Source organism: Streptomyces sp. NPDC085596 (genome assembly GCF_044541565.1).
GTDB lineage: Bacteria > Actinomycetota > Actinomycetes > Streptomycetales > Streptomycetaceae > Streptomyces.
In genome coordinates this window covers 351,024-365,545 of record NZ_JBITTC010000002.1, presented here as the reverse complement: position 1 = coordinate 365,545, position 14,522 = coordinate 351,024, and the positions used below count along the sequence as shown (strand labels likewise).

The 14,522-nt window shown below is 69.4% G+C and carries 15 protein-coding genes and 1 tRNA gene; 10 read left to right on the top strand and 6 right to left on the bottom strand.

Annotated elements, in window-relative coordinates:
- Nucleotide 1 precedes the first annotated feature (1 nt).
- The 4 genes from ACIGA3_RS07315 to ACIGA3_RS07300 all read right to left on the bottom strand — a co-directional run bounded on the left by ACIGA3_RS07315 (nucleotide 2) and on the right by ACIGA3_RS07300 (nucleotide 4,709).
- Complete coding sequence (locus ACIGA3_RS07315) at nucleotides 2-691, bottom strand: glycoside hydrolase family 75 protein (protein WP_399711410.1); 690 nt, start codon at nucleotides 689-691, stop codon at nucleotides 2-4.
- A 110-nt stretch (nucleotides 692-801) separates the two neighbouring features.
- Nucleotides 802-1,638 (bottom strand): aldo/keto reductase, encoded by an 837-nt coding sequence (locus ACIGA3_RS07310; RefSeq protein WP_399711408.1) that lies wholly within the window; start codon nucleotides 1,636-1,638, stop codon nucleotides 802-804.
- Nucleotides 1,639-1,750: 112 nt separating this feature from the next.
- On the bottom strand, nucleotides 1,751-3,577 hold the full coding sequence (locus ACIGA3_RS07305; protein WP_399711406.1) for an AMP-dependent synthetase/ligase: 1,827 nt from the start codon (nucleotides 3,575-3,577) through the stop codon (nucleotides 1,751-1,753).
- A 262-nt stretch (nucleotides 3,578-3,839) separates the two neighbouring features.
- Complete coding sequence (locus tag ACIGA3_RS07300; protein ID WP_399711404.1) at nucleotides 3,840-4,709, bottom strand: LysR substrate-binding domain-containing protein; 870 nt, start codon at nucleotides 4,707-4,709, stop codon at nucleotides 3,840-3,842.
- A gap of 138 nt (nucleotides 4,710-4,847) precedes the next feature.
- Here ACIGA3_RS07300 and ACIGA3_RS07295 point away from each other — a divergent pair, with 138 nt between their 5' ends.
- The 6 genes from ACIGA3_RS07295 (at nucleotide 4,848) to ACIGA3_RS07270 (ending at nucleotide 9,446) form a co-directional block, all read left to right on the top strand.
- Entirely contained in the window at nucleotides 4,848-5,858 is a 1,011-nt protein-coding gene (locus tag ACIGA3_RS07295) for a bile acid:sodium symporter family protein (RefSeq protein ID WP_399712478.1), read from the top strand.
- Nucleotides 5,859-5,937: 79 nt separating this feature from the next.
- On the top strand, nucleotides 5,938-6,471 hold the full coding sequence (locus tag ACIGA3_RS07290; RefSeq protein ID WP_399711402.1) for an isochorismatase family protein: 534 nt from the start codon (nucleotides 5,938-5,940) through the stop codon (nucleotides 6,469-6,471).
- A gap of 117 nt (nucleotides 6,472-6,588) precedes the next feature.
- Nucleotides 6,589-7,917: an OFA family MFS transporter gene (locus tag ACIGA3_RS07285; RefSeq protein WP_399711401.1), complete on the top strand. Its 1,329-nt coding sequence runs from the start codon at nucleotides 6,589-6,591 to the stop codon at nucleotides 7,915-7,917.
- The gene (locus ACIGA3_RS07280; RefSeq protein ID WP_267881266.1) at nucleotides 7,892-8,020 is read left to right on the top strand and encodes a hypothetical protein; all 129 of its coding nucleotides are present in this window, start codon (nucleotides 7,892-7,894) and stop codon (nucleotides 8,018-8,020) included. Before ACIGA3_RS07285 ends, ACIGA3_RS07280 begins: the two co-directional genes overlap by 26 nt.
- Before the next feature lie 238 nt (nucleotides 8,021-8,258).
- Complete coding sequence (locus ACIGA3_RS07275; protein WP_393591888.1) at nucleotides 8,259-9,206, top strand: beta-ketoacyl-ACP synthase III; 948 nt, start codon at nucleotides 8,259-8,261, stop codon at nucleotides 9,204-9,206.
- A 152-nt stretch (nucleotides 9,207-9,358) separates the two neighbouring features.
- A tRNA-Leu gene (locus ACIGA3_RS07270) sits at nucleotides 9,359-9,446 on the top strand.
- Between the two features lie 88 nt (nucleotides 9,447-9,534).
- Here ACIGA3_RS07270 and ACIGA3_RS07265 read toward each other — a convergent pair.
- A complete protein-coding gene (locus ACIGA3_RS07265) occupies nucleotides 9,535-10,800 on the bottom strand; it encodes a tyrosine-type recombinase/integrase (protein WP_399711398.1) in 1,266 nt (421 codons plus the stop codon).
- Nucleotides 10,801-10,831: 31 nt separating this feature from the next.
- A complete protein-coding gene (locus tag ACIGA3_RS07260) occupies nucleotides 10,832-11,368 on the bottom strand; it encodes a hypothetical protein (RefSeq protein ID WP_399711396.1) in 537 nt (178 codons plus the stop codon).
- A gap of 138 nt (nucleotides 11,369-11,506) precedes the next feature.
- On the opposite strand from ACIGA3_RS07260, the gene ACIGA3_RS07255 reads away from it, so the two are divergent.
- The 4 genes from ACIGA3_RS07255 (at nucleotide 11,507) to ACIGA3_RS07240 (ending at nucleotide 14,502) form a co-directional block, all read left to right on the top strand.
- Nucleotides 11,507-11,689 carry a helix-turn-helix domain-containing protein gene (locus ACIGA3_RS07255; protein ID WP_265293945.1) on the top strand — a complete coding sequence of 61 codons (183 nt, stop codon included), beginning with the start codon at nucleotides 11,507-11,509 and terminating at the stop codon, nucleotides 11,687-11,689.
- Between the two features lie 103 nt (nucleotides 11,690-11,792).
- Nucleotides 11,793-12,143: a hypothetical protein gene (locus ACIGA3_RS07250; RefSeq protein WP_399711394.1), complete on the top strand. Its 351-nt coding sequence runs from the start codon at nucleotides 11,793-11,795 to the stop codon at nucleotides 12,141-12,143.
- 684 nt (nucleotides 12,144-12,827) lie between these two features.
- Nucleotides 12,828-13,430, top strand: a complete 603-nt coding sequence (locus tag ACIGA3_RS07245) for a hypothetical protein (protein WP_399711392.1) — start codon at nucleotides 12,828-12,830, stop codon at nucleotides 13,428-13,430.
- Nucleotides 13,431-13,665: 235 nt separating this feature from the next.
- Nucleotides 13,666-14,502, top strand: coding sequence for a recombinase family protein (locus ACIGA3_RS07240; RefSeq protein ID WP_365744664.1), 837 nt, complete (start codon nucleotides 13,666-13,668; stop codon nucleotides 14,500-14,502).
- Nucleotides 14,503-14,522 lie beyond the last annotated feature (20 nt).

Here is a 14,522-nt window from a genome sequence, read left to right as displayed (position 1 = left end):
ATCAGTTCTCGGCGAGGAACTTCCGGGCCAGCCGGTCCCCGAGCGCGACCGCCGCGCCGTGGCTCTCGACGGGGGAGAGCCGGGAGTCCTTGAACAGGATGTACGTCACCCCGGACTCGGCGCCCCCGGTCGCCGGGTCCGGGTCGATGCCCAGGGCCTCGGCGGTGGCGTACGACGCCTCCCCGATGATCTCCTTCGGGCCGGTGTCCCCGACGACCGCGTACTCCACCTGGCCGCCATGGATGACGGCGACCACACCGCCACCCTCGATCCCGGCCGCCGCGTGGTCCCACCGGGCGCTCTTGCCGGGCACCACCACGTACGGCAGCGTGTCGGCGCGCAGGGGCTTGCCGTCGGACTGGTGGAAGGCGGTGTCGTCCTGGTACCAGGGGTCGCGGTCCTCGTTGCAGTCGGCCGTGCGCTGCCCGTCGCAGTCCACGTCCATGTCCGCCTTCCAGAACACCGCGCCGGTCAGCCCGCACACCGGGACGGTCGCGGCGCTCTCCGCGTCGGTGCGGTACAGGCCGTCGGAGATCCGTTCGCACGACTTCACCTTCGCCAGCAGGTCGGCCGCGCCGACCGTGCCCTCCCGCGCCCGCCTCGGGGAGTCGCCGTAGGCGGCGGCCAGGGCCGTGGCGCAGAGCAGGACGGTCCCGGCGGCGGTGGCGAGACCCAGTGGACGAAGACGCACGGCGCGGTGGCCCTTCGGTCGGCGAAGATCGGCGGTGCTCGGCGGCCCGGCCGCGCGCACAGGGCCGCCCGGCCCCGGGCGGGGACGGGCGACCCTGTGGCGTACGGGCGTCAGACCATGTCGAACGTGGCCGGGTCGGGACCCAGCCGCTTGTCCTCGTCCAGCGCGCTGATGGCGGCGAGGTCCTCGTCGTCCAGGCTGAAGTCGAACACCTCGATGTTCTCCTTGATCCGCGACGGCGTCACGGACTTCGGGATGACGATGTTGCCGAGCTGGATGTGCCAGCGCAGCACGACCTGCGCCGGCGTACGCCCGTGCTTCCGGGCGATGGCCACGATCGCCGGGACCTCCAGCAGGCCCTTGCCCTGGCCGAGCGGCGACCACGCCTCGGTGGCGATGCCCCGCTCCGCGTTGAACTCCCGCGCCGCGCGCTGCTGGAGCTGCGGGTGCAGCTCGATCTGGTCGACCGCCGGGACGACGGACGTCTCCGAGATCAGCCGCTGAAGGTGCTCCGGGAGGAAGTTGGACACGCCGATCGCGCGGACACGGCCGTCGGAGTACAGCTTCTCGAACGCCTTGTAGGTGTCGAGGTAGTTGTCCCGCGCGGGCAGCGGCCAGTGGATCAGATAGAGGTCGAGGTAGTCGAGACCGAGCTTCTCCAGCGAGGTGTCGAAGGCACGCAGGGTGGAGTCGTACCCCTGGTCGCTGTTCCAGAGCTTGGTGGTGACGAAGAGGTCCTCTCGGGGCAGGCCGGACGCCGCGATGGCCTTGCCGGTGCCCTCTTCGTTGCCGTAGATCGCCGCAGTGTCGATGCTGCGGTACCCGGTCTCCAGCGCCGTGGCGACCGCGCGCTCCGCCTCGTCGTCCGGAACCTGCCAGACGCCGAAGCCCAGCTGGGGCATCTCGACACCGTTGTTGAGGATGATCGGGGGGACCTTGCTGCTCACGAGCTCATGATCCTTCGGTTGTGGACAGGTGCTACACCCATCGTCAACGATCACGCGCCGGTATGCATTCCTGACCGGCGGATCAGCACCGGGAACGGACCGGTACCGGGAGTCAGGACCGGTAGAGCGCGTCGACCTCACGCTCGTACGCCTTCTCGATCGCCTTGCGCTTCAGCTTCAGCGACGGCGTCAGCAGCCCGTGCTCCTCGGTGAACGGCTGCGCCAGGATACGGAAGGTGCGGATCGACTCGGCCTGCGAGACCAGCGTGTTCGCCGCGACCACCGCCCGCCGCACCTCCGTCTCCAGATCCGCGTCCCGCACCAGTTCCGTCGGGGTCGGCCGGGGCTTGCCGCGCATCTGGAGCCAGTGGTCGACCGCGTCCTGGTCCAGGGTGACCAGCGCCGCGATGTACGGGCGGTCGTTGCCGACGACGATGCACTGGCTGACCAGCGGATGGTCCCGCACCCGCTCCTCCAGCACACCGGGGGAGACGCTCTTGCCGCCGGAGGTCACCAGGATCTCCTTCTTGCGGCCGGTGATCGTCAGATAGCCGTCCTCGTCCAGCGAACCCAGGTCACCGGTGGCCAGCCAGCCGTCGTGCAGGGTCTCGTCGGTCGCCTTGGGGTTGTTCAGATACCCCTGGAAGACGTTCCCGCCGTGCAGCCAGACCTCGCCGTCGTCGGCGACATGCACCGACACACCGGGGACGGCCTGGCCGACCGTGCCGTAGCGGGTGCGCTCGGGCGGGTTGGCGGTCGCGGCGGCCGTCGACTCGGTCAGGCCGTAGCCCTCGTAGATCTGCACGCCGGCGCCCGCGAAGAACAGGCCGAGGCGGCGGTCCATCGCCGAGCCGCCCGACATCGCGTTGCGGATACGGCCGCCCATCGCCGCGCGGACCTTGGAGTACACCAGCTTGTCGAAGAGCTGGTGCTGCATCCGCAGGCCCGCCGAGGGACCGGGGCCGAGGCCCCACGCCTTGGCCTCCAGCGCGTCGGCGTACTTCACGGCCACGTCGACCGCCTTCTCGAAGGGCGTCGCCCTGCCCTCCTTCTCCGCCTTGCGCCGGGCCGAGTTGAACACCTTCTCGAAGATGTACGGCACCGCCAGGATGAACGTCGGCCGGAACGCGGCCAGGTCCGGCAGCAGGGCGGCCGCGTGCAGCTGCGGCTGGTGCCCGAAGCGGACCCGGCCCCGGAGCGCGGCGACCTCCACCATGCGGCCGAAGACATGGGCCAGCGGCAGGAACAGCAGCGTGGACGCCTGGTCGCCCTTCTTGGAGTGGAACACCGACTCCCAGCGGCGGATCACGGTGTCCGCCTCGAACATGAAGTTGCCGTGCGAGAGGACGCAGCCCTTGGGGCGGCCCGTGGTGCCCGAGGTGTAGATGATGGTGGCGGTCGAGTCCGGGGTGACCGCCTCGCGGTGCCGGTGCACCACCTCGTCGTCCAGATGCGCGCCCGCGTCGTACAGCTCCCGCACGCAGTTCGCGTCCAGCTGCCAGAGCTGGCGCAGCCGGGGGAGACGGCCGATGACCGTGGCGATCGTCATCGCGTGGTCCTCGTGCTCCACCACGGCGGAGGTGACCTCGGCGTCGTGCAGCATCCAGAAGCACTGCTCGGCGGAGGAGGTCGGGTAGATGGGCACCACCTGGGCACCGATCGTCCACAGCGCGAAGTCGAACAGGGTCCACTCGTAGCGGGTGCGGGACATGATGGCGACCCGGTCGCCGAAGCGGACGCCCTGGGCGAGCAGACCCTTGGCGAGGGCGACGACCTCGTCACGGAACTCGGCGGCGGTCACGTCACGCCACTGCCCGCTGTCGTCCTTACGGCCGAGGGCGACGTGCCGCGGGTCGGTGCGCGCGTTGTCGAAGACGGTGTCGGCCAGACCGCCCACCGGCGGCTCCGACTCCATCACAGGGTTGGTGAACTCGCGCAAACCTCGCTCCCCCTTCCTCGCTCCTCCGTCACGCCCCCGCGACGCTCCGCACAGCGCCGTGAAAGCTACCCCACCGAATGGCCGGATGGGAGGGGTCGGGAATCCGGCCAAACCGCACGTATCTCGCGGACGGTAGCCGGAAAATCCCCCCACATGCGGAAGGGCCGGACACGATACTGACGGGTCGGTACGTACCCCGGTCGTAATCTCCACCGAATCTGTACGGGCCGGTCACGGCGACCGCCGGGGGAGGGGCCCGCTCTCAGCCGCCCCGGCGCCGCAGCCGCTCACCGCCCGCCAGCACCGCGTCCGCCAGGGCGTTCGCCGCCTCCTCCGCGGGGCCCCTGCGGTGGCCGTGGGTGAGTACGAAGTCGATGCGGCCGAGCTCCGGCAGGCCGGTGCGGTCCGGAACGCGGACCAGGCCCGGGGGGATCAGCCGGCGGGAGTGGGCCATCACGCCGAGGCCGGCGCGGGCGGCCGCGATGAGGCCGTTGAGGCTGCCGCTGGTGCAGACGATGCGCCAGGGGCAGCCCTGGGCCTCCAGGGCCTCCAGGGCGCGGGCCCGGGTGATGCCCGGCGGGGGGTAGACGATCAGGGGGACCGGGCGGTCCGGGTCCAGGCGGAGGCGTTCCGCGCCGATCCACACCAGGTCGTCCCGCCAGACCAGGCGGCCGCGCGGGTCCTCGGGGCGGCGCTTGGCCAGTACCAGGTCGAGCTTGCCCTCGGCCAGCCGTTCGTGCAGGGTGCCGGACAGCTCCACCGTCAGTTCGAGGTCGACCTCGGGGTGGTCGTACCGGAAGCCCTCCAGGATCTCCGGCAGCCGGGTCAGTACGAAGTCCTCCGACGCGCCGAACCGCAGCCGGCCCCGCACCCGCGTCCCGGAGAAGTACGCCGCCGCCTGCTCCTGCACCTCCAGCAGCCGCCGCGCGAACCCGAGCATCGCCTCGCCGTCCCCGGTCAGCTCCACCGAGTGGGTGTCCCGCGCGAACAGCTGCCGCCCGGCCGCCTCCTCCAGCCTGCGCACATGCTGGCTCACCGTCGACTGCCGCAGCCCCAGCCGCCGCGCGGCCTGCGTGAAGCTGAGCGTCTGCGCCACCGCGAGGAACGTACGCAGGTGCGTGGGGTCGTACATGAGGGCCAGGGTAGCCCGGTCATCATGAAGCGCGATCACAGTCAGAGCGGTATGCCGGATTCCGTGATCGGCGCAGGGGAGGCACGATGGAGATCGTCCGCCCGCACCGAGAAGCCACGGAGCCCTGTGAAACGCCGGCTGCCCATCGACCCGTACATCGCGCTGCTCCTCGGCACGGTGGGCCTGGCCGCGCTGCTGCCCGCGCGAGGCGTCGCCGCCGATGTGGCCTCCGGCGCCTCCACGGCCGCCATCGCCTTCCTGTTCTTCCTCTACGGCGCCCGCCTCTCCACCCGCGAGGCGATGGACGGGCTGCGCCACTGGCGGCTCCACCTCACCGTGCTGGCCTGCACCTTCGCCGTCTTCCCGCTGCTCGGGCTGGCCGCGCGCGGACTCGTCCCGGCGCTGCTGACCCAGCCGCTCTACCAGGGGCTGCTGTTCCTCACCCTGGTGCCGTCGACCATCCAGTCCTCGATCGCCTTCACCTCCATCGCGCGCGGAAACGTGCCCGCCGCCATCTGCGCGGGCTCCTTCTCCTCCCTCGTCGGCATCCTCGTCACCCCGCTGCTCGCCTCCGTACTGCTCGGCAACTCGGGCGGCGGCTTCTCCGCCGACTCCCTGGTGAAGATCGTGCTGCAACTGCTGGTGCCCTTCCTCGCCGGGCAGCTGCTACGGCGCTGGATCGGCGGCTTCGTCGGCCGGCACAAGAAGGTGCTCGGGCTGGTCGACCGGGGTGCGATCCTGCTGGTCGTCTACACCGCGTTCAGCGAGGGCATGGCCCAGGGCATCTGGCGCCAGGTGAGCGCCCCGCGGCTCGGCGCGCTGCTCCTCGTGGAGGCCGTCCTGCTCGCGGTGATGCTCGCGCTGACCTGGTACGGCGCGCGGGCGCTCGGCTTCGGCCGGGCCGACCGCGTCGCCATCCAGTTCGCCGGGTCGAAGAAGTCCCTCGCCGCCGGACTCCCCATGGCCAGTGTGCTGTTCGGCGCCCACGCCTCCCTCGCCGTGCTGCCGCTGATGCTCTTCCATCAGATGCAGCTCATGGTCTGCGCGGTCATCGCCAAACGCCGCGCCCGCGACCCCGAGGAACCCACCGCCCCGCCCGCCCAGGTGCCGCGCCCGCGCGTCCGGCCGGGTGGGCGCGCAGAGCCGTAGACGGCCGAACGCGTCTCGTTCACGGGCCCGTTGACCCGGATTTCCGGCACGGACAGCTCGCGACGGCTAACGTTCCGTCATGACCGCAGCCCCCGTACTCGACCCGCGGCGCACCGCCCTCGTCCTCGTCGACCTCATGGACCGCCTCGTCGCGCTGCCGCTGGAACCCCGCAAGGGAGCCGAAGTGCTCGCCGCCGGCGAGGAGTTGGCGAAGCGCTGCCGCGCCGAGGGCGCGCTCGTCGTACTCGTCCGGGTCGAACGGCCCACCGTCGCGGAACAGCCACCCGGCAGCGGTCTCGTCGCCGGACTCCTGCACGACGGCGACCTGGAGGTGGTCAAGCGGACCATCGGCGCGTTCCAGGGGACCGAGCTGGACGAGCGGCTGCGTGCCCATGGCGTCGACACCCTGGTCTTCGGCGGTATCGCCACCAACCTGGGGGTCGAGTCCACCGCCCGTGCCGCCGCCGACCTGGGCTACGAGCTGGTCTTCGTGGAGGACGCGATGGCCGCGTTCACGGCCGCCGAGCACGACGCGTCGGTACGGCTGGACTTCCCCCGGCTGGGCACCGTCACCACCGTCGGACGGCTGAGCTTCGAGGCCGGCCGGGACTGAGGGCGGACCTTTCCGGCCACCTCACCGACCGCCCGACGCACGGAGCCGACCGTTCACCGCAAACGCGCCGCGCCCCACCTTCTCAACCCACCCGCCCCCGACCTACCGTCCGGCCCCATGAGCAGCCCCCCTGTCGCGCCCCCGGGCTGGAGCCGCTGGCTCGTACCGCCCGCCGCGCTCTCCGTCCACCTCTCCATCGGCCAGGCGTACGCCTGGAGCGTGTTCAAGCCACCCCTGGAATCCGCGCTGCACCTCGACGGCACCCAGAGCGCGCTGCCGTTCCAGCTGGCCATCGTCATGCTCGGGCTGTCGGCCGCGTTCGGCGGCACCCTCGTCGAGCGCAACGGCCCGCGCTGGGCGATGACCGTGGCCCTGGTCTGCTTCTCCTCCGGGTTCCTGATCTCCGCGCTCGGCGCGCAGACCCAGCAGTACTGGCTGATCGTCCTCGGCTACGGCTTCGTCGGCGGTATCGGCCTCGGCATCGGCTACATCTCGCCCGTCTCCACCCTGATGAAGTGGTTCCCGGACCGGCCCGGCATGGCCACCGGCATCGCCATCATGGGCTTCGGCGGCGGCGCCCTGATCGCCTCGCCCTGGTCGGCCCAGATGCTGGAGACCTTCGGTGCGGACCACTCCGGGATCGCGCTGGCCTTCCTCGTCCACGGCCTCGCGTACGCCGTGTTCATGACGCTCGGAGTCCTGCTGGTCCGCGTGCCGCGACCGGCCGAGCGCACGGAGAGCGGTCCGAGCGCGGTCGCGGGCATCCAGGTCTCGGCCCGCAGCGCGCTGCGCACCCCGCAGTTCTGGTGCCTGTGGGTCGTGCTGTGCACCAACGTCACGGCCGGGATCGGCATCCTGGAGAAGGCCGCCCCGATGATCACGGACTTCTTCGCGGACAGCTCCACCCCGGTCTCCGTCTCGGCGGCGGCCGGTTTCGTCGCGCTGCTGTCGGCGGCCAACATGGCGGGCCGGATCGGCTGGTCCTCCACCTCCGACCTCATCGGCCGCAAGAACATCTACCGCGTCTACCTCGGCGTCGGTGCGGTGATGTACCTGCTCCTCGCCCTGTTCGGCGACACCTCCAAGCCGCTGTTCGTGCTGTGCGCGCTGGTCGTCCTCTCCTTCTACGGTGGCGGCTTCGCCACCATCCCGGCCTATCTGAAGGACCTCTTCGGCACCTACCAGGTCGGCGCCATCCACGGCCGGCTGCTCACCGCCTGGTCCACCGCCGGCGTACTCGGACCGCTGATCGTCAACTGGATCGCCGACCGGCAGGAGGCCGCCGGGAAGCATGGGGCCGCGCTGTACGGGCTGTCCTTCTCCATCATGATCGGCCTGCTCCTCGTCGGCTTCGTCGCCAACGAACTCGTCCGCCCCGTCAACGCCCGCCACCACGTCCCCGCCCCGAAGGAGGCCCCCGATGCCCAGCGAGAGCAGCCCGCCTGACCGGCGCGCCCTGATCGCCCTCTCCTGGCTCTGGGTGGGCGCGCCGCTCGCCTACGGGCTGTACGAACTGGTGCGGAAGGCGACGCAGCTTTTCACGGGGTGACGCGAGGGTGCCCGGACGCCGCGCCTTTGTGGGAGCGCCGTCCGGGCACCCGTTCGTACGAGCGAAACGCCGAGCGTATGAGCGGAATTCGGATGCCCGAGGGTCTGTGTCCGAGGGTCTGCAAGAAGCCGACAACTGGGATGCCCGATTCCTGTGGCTTCACGTACCCCCGTACCCGTGAGTCACTGCGCAGACTGGAGAGTCCCGCTACCCACGGCAGCAACGAGGGGACCCCGACATGCACGGCTCGCGTATCGCCGCGATCGGCCACTACCAGCCCGCCAGGGTGCTCACCAACGAGGACCTGGCGCGCATGGTCGACACCAGCGACGAGTGGATCACCAGCCGGGTCGGCATCCACACCCGGCACATCGCGGGCCCCGACGAGCCGGTCGACGAGCTGGCCGCGCACGCCGCCGCCAAGGCCCTGGCCACCGCCGGGCTCGCCCCCGGCGACATCGACCTGGTGCTGGTCGCCACCTCCACGGCGATCGACCGCTCCCCGAACACCGCCGCACGCGTCGCCGCCCGGCTCGGCATCCCCGAGCCCGCGGCGATGGACGTCAACGTGGTCTGCGCCGGGTTCACCCACGCGCTGGCCACCGCCGACCACACCGTCCGGGCGGGCGCCGCGACCCGCGCGCTGGTGATCGGCGCGGACAAGATGTCCGAGGTCACCGACTGGACCGACCGCACCACCTGCGTCCTGGTCGGCGACGGTGCGGGCGCGGCCGTGGTGGAGGCGTGCGCGCCGGGGGAGCAGGCGGGGATCGGGCCGGTGCTGTGGGGTTCGGTGCCGGAGATGGGCAACGCGGTACGGATCGAGGGCACGCCGCCGAGGTTCGCGCAGGAGGGGCAGAGCGTGTACCGCTGGGCCACCACCCAGCTGCCACCCATCGCCCGCCGGGCCTGCGAGAAGGCGGGCATCGCGCCGGCCGACCTCGCGGCGGTCGTCCTCCACCAGGCCAACCTGCGCATCATCGAACCGCTCGCGCAGAAGATCGGCGCGGTGAACGCGGTCGTCGCCCGCGATGTCACCGAGTCCGGCAACACCTCCGCCGCGAGCATCCCACTGGCCCTGTCCAAGCTGATCGAACAGGGCAAGGTCCGTACCGGCGACCCGGCCCTCCTCTTCGGCTTCGGCGGCAACCTGTCGTACGCGGGCCAGGTGATCCGCTGCCCGTGAGGGGGTGTGGGGCAGCGGGTAGCGACGCGGTCACCTTCTGCTCCCCGGGGTGCCGGAGGGCACAGATACGCAGGTGAAAGGCACTCCGAAACCTTGGTATTGTTGTCCATGTCGCCGCGGGGGAACGCCCCCGCCAAGGCGGCAGACACCTTGTCCGGGTGGCGGAATGGCAGACGCGCTAGCTTGAGGTGCTAGTGCCCTTTATCGGGCGTGGGGGTTCAAGTCCCCCCTCGGACACCAGCAGAGACCCCAGTGCACCTGGGGTTTTTCTGTTTCTCCGGCTGTGGCGTGACCAACCACGTGACCAACAGCCGAGCGAATCTCCTGGTCAGACCAGGGATGACAGGCCGAGTCGGCCCGCTCCGGAAGCGGCCAGCCGCCGCGCTCCATCCTTACGTGAGTGCCCGTACCGGGCCATGGTGTAGCCCGGCGAGTGGTGCCGGACGTTGGCGGAGACCTCGACGGGGTTCTCCCCGGCCTCCAGATCGTTCGTGACCTTGCTGTGCCGCCAGTCGTGGATGCGGAAGTGCTCGGGCAGGTGGAGCCGGGTGCGTAGGGTGCGCCACCGTGCCGACACCTTCTCGGGGTCCTGCGGTCCGCCCGCCTCACCCCGGTACAGCTTGAAGCCGTCACGGGCGAAGACGAGATCACTGTCCGCCCACGCGGAGCCGAGCCGTTCCCGCTCCGCGATCTGGCGTTCCCGCTGCCACTTCAGGACGTTCATCACGGACTGTTCCACGTAGATGACGGCGTTGTCGTCGCCGTCCTTGGTGCGCAGGCGGTAGGTGTTGCCCTCCTCGACCACGACCCAACCGAGTTCGATGGACCCCGCATCCCAGTTGATGAGGGACCACTTCATGCCGAGCGCCTCACTGCGGCGCACGCCGGTAGCGGCGTACACGGTCCACAGCGGGGCGTCCCGCAGACAGTGGTGGGTCAGGCCCCCGTCACAGGCCCGGTTGCCACACGGCTCCCACACCGTCCCCAGGAACCGGGTCGTCTGACCGTCGTCCAGCGTCGGATACCTCGACTCCTGCGCCCGGATCTGCCGGGCGGTGGGAGGGTGAGCCGTCGCGGCGGGGTTGACGGGTATCAGCTTGGGCACCGCCGCCCCCAACGCGCCGGACAGGATGTTGTGCACGTGGCGCACCGACTTGGCCCCGAGCGGCTTGCCCTTGTTGGTCGGGCACGGGGTCGTTTCCAGCAGCCGGTACAGGTCGTCAAGGGTGTCGTCGGTGACCTCGCACAGCTTCACGCCGCCGATGTGCGGCTTGATGTGCAGGCGGACTTTCGTCTCGTAACCGGCCATGGTCGTTACCTCCTTCCTGTGGTTGCTCAGCCACTTGTCCAGCCAGTCACCGAGTTTCATGTCCGAGCGGGCGGCGACTTTGCCTGCCTCGTAGTCGGTGATCCAGACCCGGAGTGCTCTCTCCGCCGCCGTCTTGTTCTTGTACTCCCGGCCTATCCAGTAGCGCTCCCGCTTCCCTGTCGCCTTGTTGAAGTGCAGGGGCGTACGTACACCCCAGGTGTTCGCTCTGCCTGTACGCGGGATCTCCACCGGAGTCCCGCCGAGCCCGTTGCCGCGCTTCGCCACTCGGCTGCTTCCCCCCTCTCGGTCGCGGTTGCTATCGGGCGTCCTCGGCGGTCACGTCGCCGGGCTGAACCCTCTTGAGAACGGCGTGAGCCTTGTCCGTGAGCTGGCCCCCGGCCCTGCCCTCGACCTTGGTCAGAAACCCGCGCTGGCGTGCGGCTCGGAGATGCCCTTTGAGGGTGGCCTGTTTGGTTCCGGTGACCTGTTCAAGGTCCTGGATCGGGGCGCGTTGCCCGACCTCCACCACCCGGACGTAGACGGCGGAGAGGAACGCCAGGTACTCGTCCGAGAGCCCCCTTGGCATCTGGCGCAGGGTGTCGGACAGGTCATCCAGTGCGGGTTCTTCGCTCGCCCGTCGCGCCAGCTCTCCGGGGGTTGCCGTGACGATCTGACGCAGGACGGTGGAGGAGATCCCGCGAGCGATCTCCTGGGGGTCGGCATCGCTGGCCGGTTCGACGCGGATCTCCTGTGGCCCTCCGGCAGCGAATCCGATGGGGCGATACATGGTGACGACCCAGGGGCCGATGCGCTGTGTCGTTGTGATGCCTTCGCGTGGCACGTCATCTGTCATGGTCAGCAACATACGGAAGCCGCCACCCATCAGGCAAGTCCAGATGTGACCCATCCGGCTTTGACTGGGCCAGACCGATAGCGCAGGATGGTCGAGCCGGAGGGAACCTCTCCCTCCGCCGACAGAGGAGAGCATCCGTTGGACAACGCCCGCCTGATGAGCGTCGCCGAGCTGGCCGAGTACCTGGGCGTCACGCCCGCGTGGGTCTACAACAACCACCGGCCGCTCAACATCCCCGCCCGCAAGATCGGCGGACACCTGCGCTTCCGCCTTACGGACGTGGACCGCTGGATCGACCGGGAGTGCCCGGCCGTCGCGTAGTCGAACCGTGCCCACCGCCTCACGAAGGGAGGCACATGTCCCGCCATCCGGCGGGGATCACTGGCGCACCTCGCGTGCGCCGCACAGGAAGGAGCCACGCTCGGTGGCTATCAGCTTCGGTCCCGGCCGCCCGTGGGGCGGCGTCTCCCAGCACGAGTACCGGCGCATGGCGCAAGACCCCAGGTACGACGGATACCTCCGCGTGCACTTCGCCGCTCTGGGGTGGGCGGACAGGGACGGGCGCGCGAGCTTCCGGCCGGGCGAACTGGCCGCCCTGCTGAGCGAAGGCAGCGAACCGCTGACCAAGCAGGGAGCGAACGCCAGAGTGAGCCACGCCAAACGACTCGGCCTCATCTCGCCCCGATCGGGAGTGCCGTGCCTCGTCCTGCCGGGGCACCTCTTCCAGAAGGGGAGCGGTGCATCCGTGCCCTGTCGCATCCACATAGGCCGGTAGGTAATCCCCACGCACGTATCCAGTAACTCCCTCACAGCTACCCATATGGCCGGTGAGCTGGAAAAACGTTCGCCGCCTCTCTATCTATTTGGCCTCACACCTGGGTCCCGGAGGGACCAATAACCCACGCCACGTACGTCTTCACGTGCAGCGCGGAAGGGAAGTCGGGGCGCGGAAGCGCCCCACTTGCACAAGTCGCAGCGGCGGAAGAGTCACCGGGGAGGGGGCGGCTCCGCCGCCACAGAGCGAAGACACTTCGACCGGTGCGGCCCCGCAGGGGCCGACATCAGGAAGACCGCGAAGCTACTCAGGCGGGGCGCTGCCGCGCCCCACGGAACGAAGCCATAAGGGCGAAGCGCTTCCTGCCGAGGGCCGCTACGCGGCCACAGAGCGAAGACACTTACGTCAAGCCTCGAAAGCCTCCAGTCTCGCGCAGGCTTCCCCCGCCGGCCGGAGCCTCACGGTTGCTCTGGCCTGCGCGTTTCCGTTTGCGCTCCCCTTCGCCATCGCCTTGGCGACCCTTGGAACCGTGGCATATTCCGAGCTGCCAAGACGTGGCGGTCGCCGTTGAAGGGCGTAAGGGGTCATCCCCCACCCCGGAGGGTCGGCCGACTCAGGGGGCTGGGTAGTCAAGTGTCCAAAATTCGGTACACGGTGGCTCGCCTTGCCAACACACTGGAAGGCATGGATGGACTGTATGTGGTCAGGCATGAGCCGACCTGGCGCGAGGAGTCGGAGCCTGAGCCGGACGACGAGTACGACAGCGGGACGGACCACAAGACCGTGTACGCCCTCTTCGGGCTGGCCATCTACAAGGCCAACTGCCTTGAACACTCGTTGGTCAACGCTCTGGCGCTCACCAAGATGATCACGGCGAGGGAGCAGGGAGAACAGCTCATCCGCGACCCTTGGACTCAAGGCTTCAAGGACATGATGGGCAAACTGATCAAGCGAGTTGAGCCGTACACCAGCGCCTATCCAGAGGTTGTCGACGACCTCACGAGGAGCCTTAAGCGGCGTAACGACCTGGTCCACAACTTCTGGCGCGAGCGCATTCAAGAAATGATCAGCGAGGCTGGAAGGACCAGGCTGTGCGCGGACCTGAAGTCGGACTGTCGGCTGCTCACGCAGACAGACGAACGCTTCAGTGAGAGGGTTTTGGACCCCATCATGGAGAGCATGGGCATCATGGCTGAGGCCGTTGAAGCCCAGTACGCGAAGGAACGCCGAGAGGCGATGGCGCGTTACGAGACCGAGGAGTTCACGACCGGGGGAGACTCGGCCTGACACACGTGTCGGCAAGCGACGACACACGGCCTCCCTTCGGCCGCCGTCGCCGTAGAGAGCCAGCCACGATCGGCACAGTGAGTGATGACCGAAGTGCGTCTCAATAACCATCGTTAGTGAGACGATTCGGCAACCGTCGGGCCGTGTCCATTTAGCCCCTGTCTGACCGTCTCGAAACTCGTCTCAAAAGATCCCGCTCCGACCTGGCTTTCGAGACGCGTTTATGAGACTGGTCATGCCGAAGAAGATCACCCCGGCCGAACAGGTCGAGCGTCACGACTGCCCCAAGTGCCAGGCCCCTGCCGGAAGCCCTTGCCGTACTGGTGCGGGCAAGGTGGCAGCCAGCTACCACACGGGGCGCTTCGCCCTCGTGCCCGCCTTGAAGGCGGAACTCACTGTGAAGACCCCGGCCGACCGCAACCCCGGCAAGCCGTGGACACAGGGCGATCCCCTGGCACAGGCACCCGAAGGGAAGCCAGGCGCAGGGATCCGGCTCGGCTATGCCCGGTGCTCCACGGTCGGGCAGGAACTCCAGTCCCAGTTGGACGCTCTTGCCGGGGCGCAGTGCACTCGCGTGTTCTCCGAGAAGATCAGTACCCGCGTGAAGGAGCGGCCGGAGCTGGAGAAGGCTCTCACCCTGGCGCGGGAGATCAGGCAGGCCGCACCCGGACAAGCCGTCATCCTGACCGTGGTCGAGATGAAGCGGCTTGCCCGCAACGCGGCAGAGCTGATGTCCCTGTCCGCCACCCTCCAAGCGGACGGCATCCAACTGGAACTCCTCTCCGGCCCCCTCACAGGCGTGTACGACCCGAACGGGGCGGGAGCCATCGTCTTCGCCGTACTCGCTGTCAGCGCGGAAGTCGAGCGAGAGGGCATCCGGGAGAAGACGTTGGAAGGTCTTGATGCTGCGGCCCGCAAGGGCAACCACGGGGGACGCCCCACCGTTGTGGACGACGACAGGCTAGCCGTAGCCCGTGCCAGGCACGCCAAGGGAGAAAGCGTCACCGCCATCGCCAAGGCTCTGGGAATCTCCCGAGCCACCTTGTACCGGCACATCGGTGAGAGCGCCTGAGACAGGCGCACAGGGGCGCA

Bases quoted from the DNA above. Each gene is read 5' to 3' on its own strand.
- ACIGA3_RS07290 (WP_399711402.1), top strand. From the start codon at position 5,938: ATGACCGCAGCCCCCGTACTCGACCCGCGGCGCACCGCCCTCGTCCTC.
- ACIGA3_RS07240 (WP_365744664.1), top strand. From the start codon at position 13,666: ATGCCGAAGAAGATCACCCCGGCCGAACAGGTCGAGCGTCACGACTGC.
- ACIGA3_RS07275 (WP_393591888.1), top strand. From the start codon at position 8,259: ATGCACGGCTCGCGTATCGCCGCGATCGGCCACTACCAGCCCGCCAGG.
- ACIGA3_RS07245 (WP_399711392.1), top strand. From the start codon at position 12,828: ATGGATGGACTGTATGTGGTCAGGCATGAGCCGACCTGGCGCGAGGAG.
- ACIGA3_RS07300 (WP_399711404.1), bottom strand. From the start codon at position 4,709: ATGTACGACCCCACGCACCTGCGTACGTTCCTCGCGGTGGCGCAGACG.
- ACIGA3_RS07285 (WP_399711401.1), top strand. From the start codon at position 6,589: ATGAGCAGCCCCCCTGTCGCGCCCCCGGGCTGGAGCCGCTGGCTCGTA.
- ACIGA3_RS07280 (WP_267881266.1), top strand. From the start codon at position 7,892: ATGCCCAGCGAGAGCAGCCCGCCTGACCGGCGCGCCCTGATCGCCCTC.
- ACIGA3_RS07260 (WP_399711396.1), bottom strand. From the start codon at position 11,368: ATGACAGATGACGTGCCACGCGAAGGCATCACAACGACACAGCGCATC.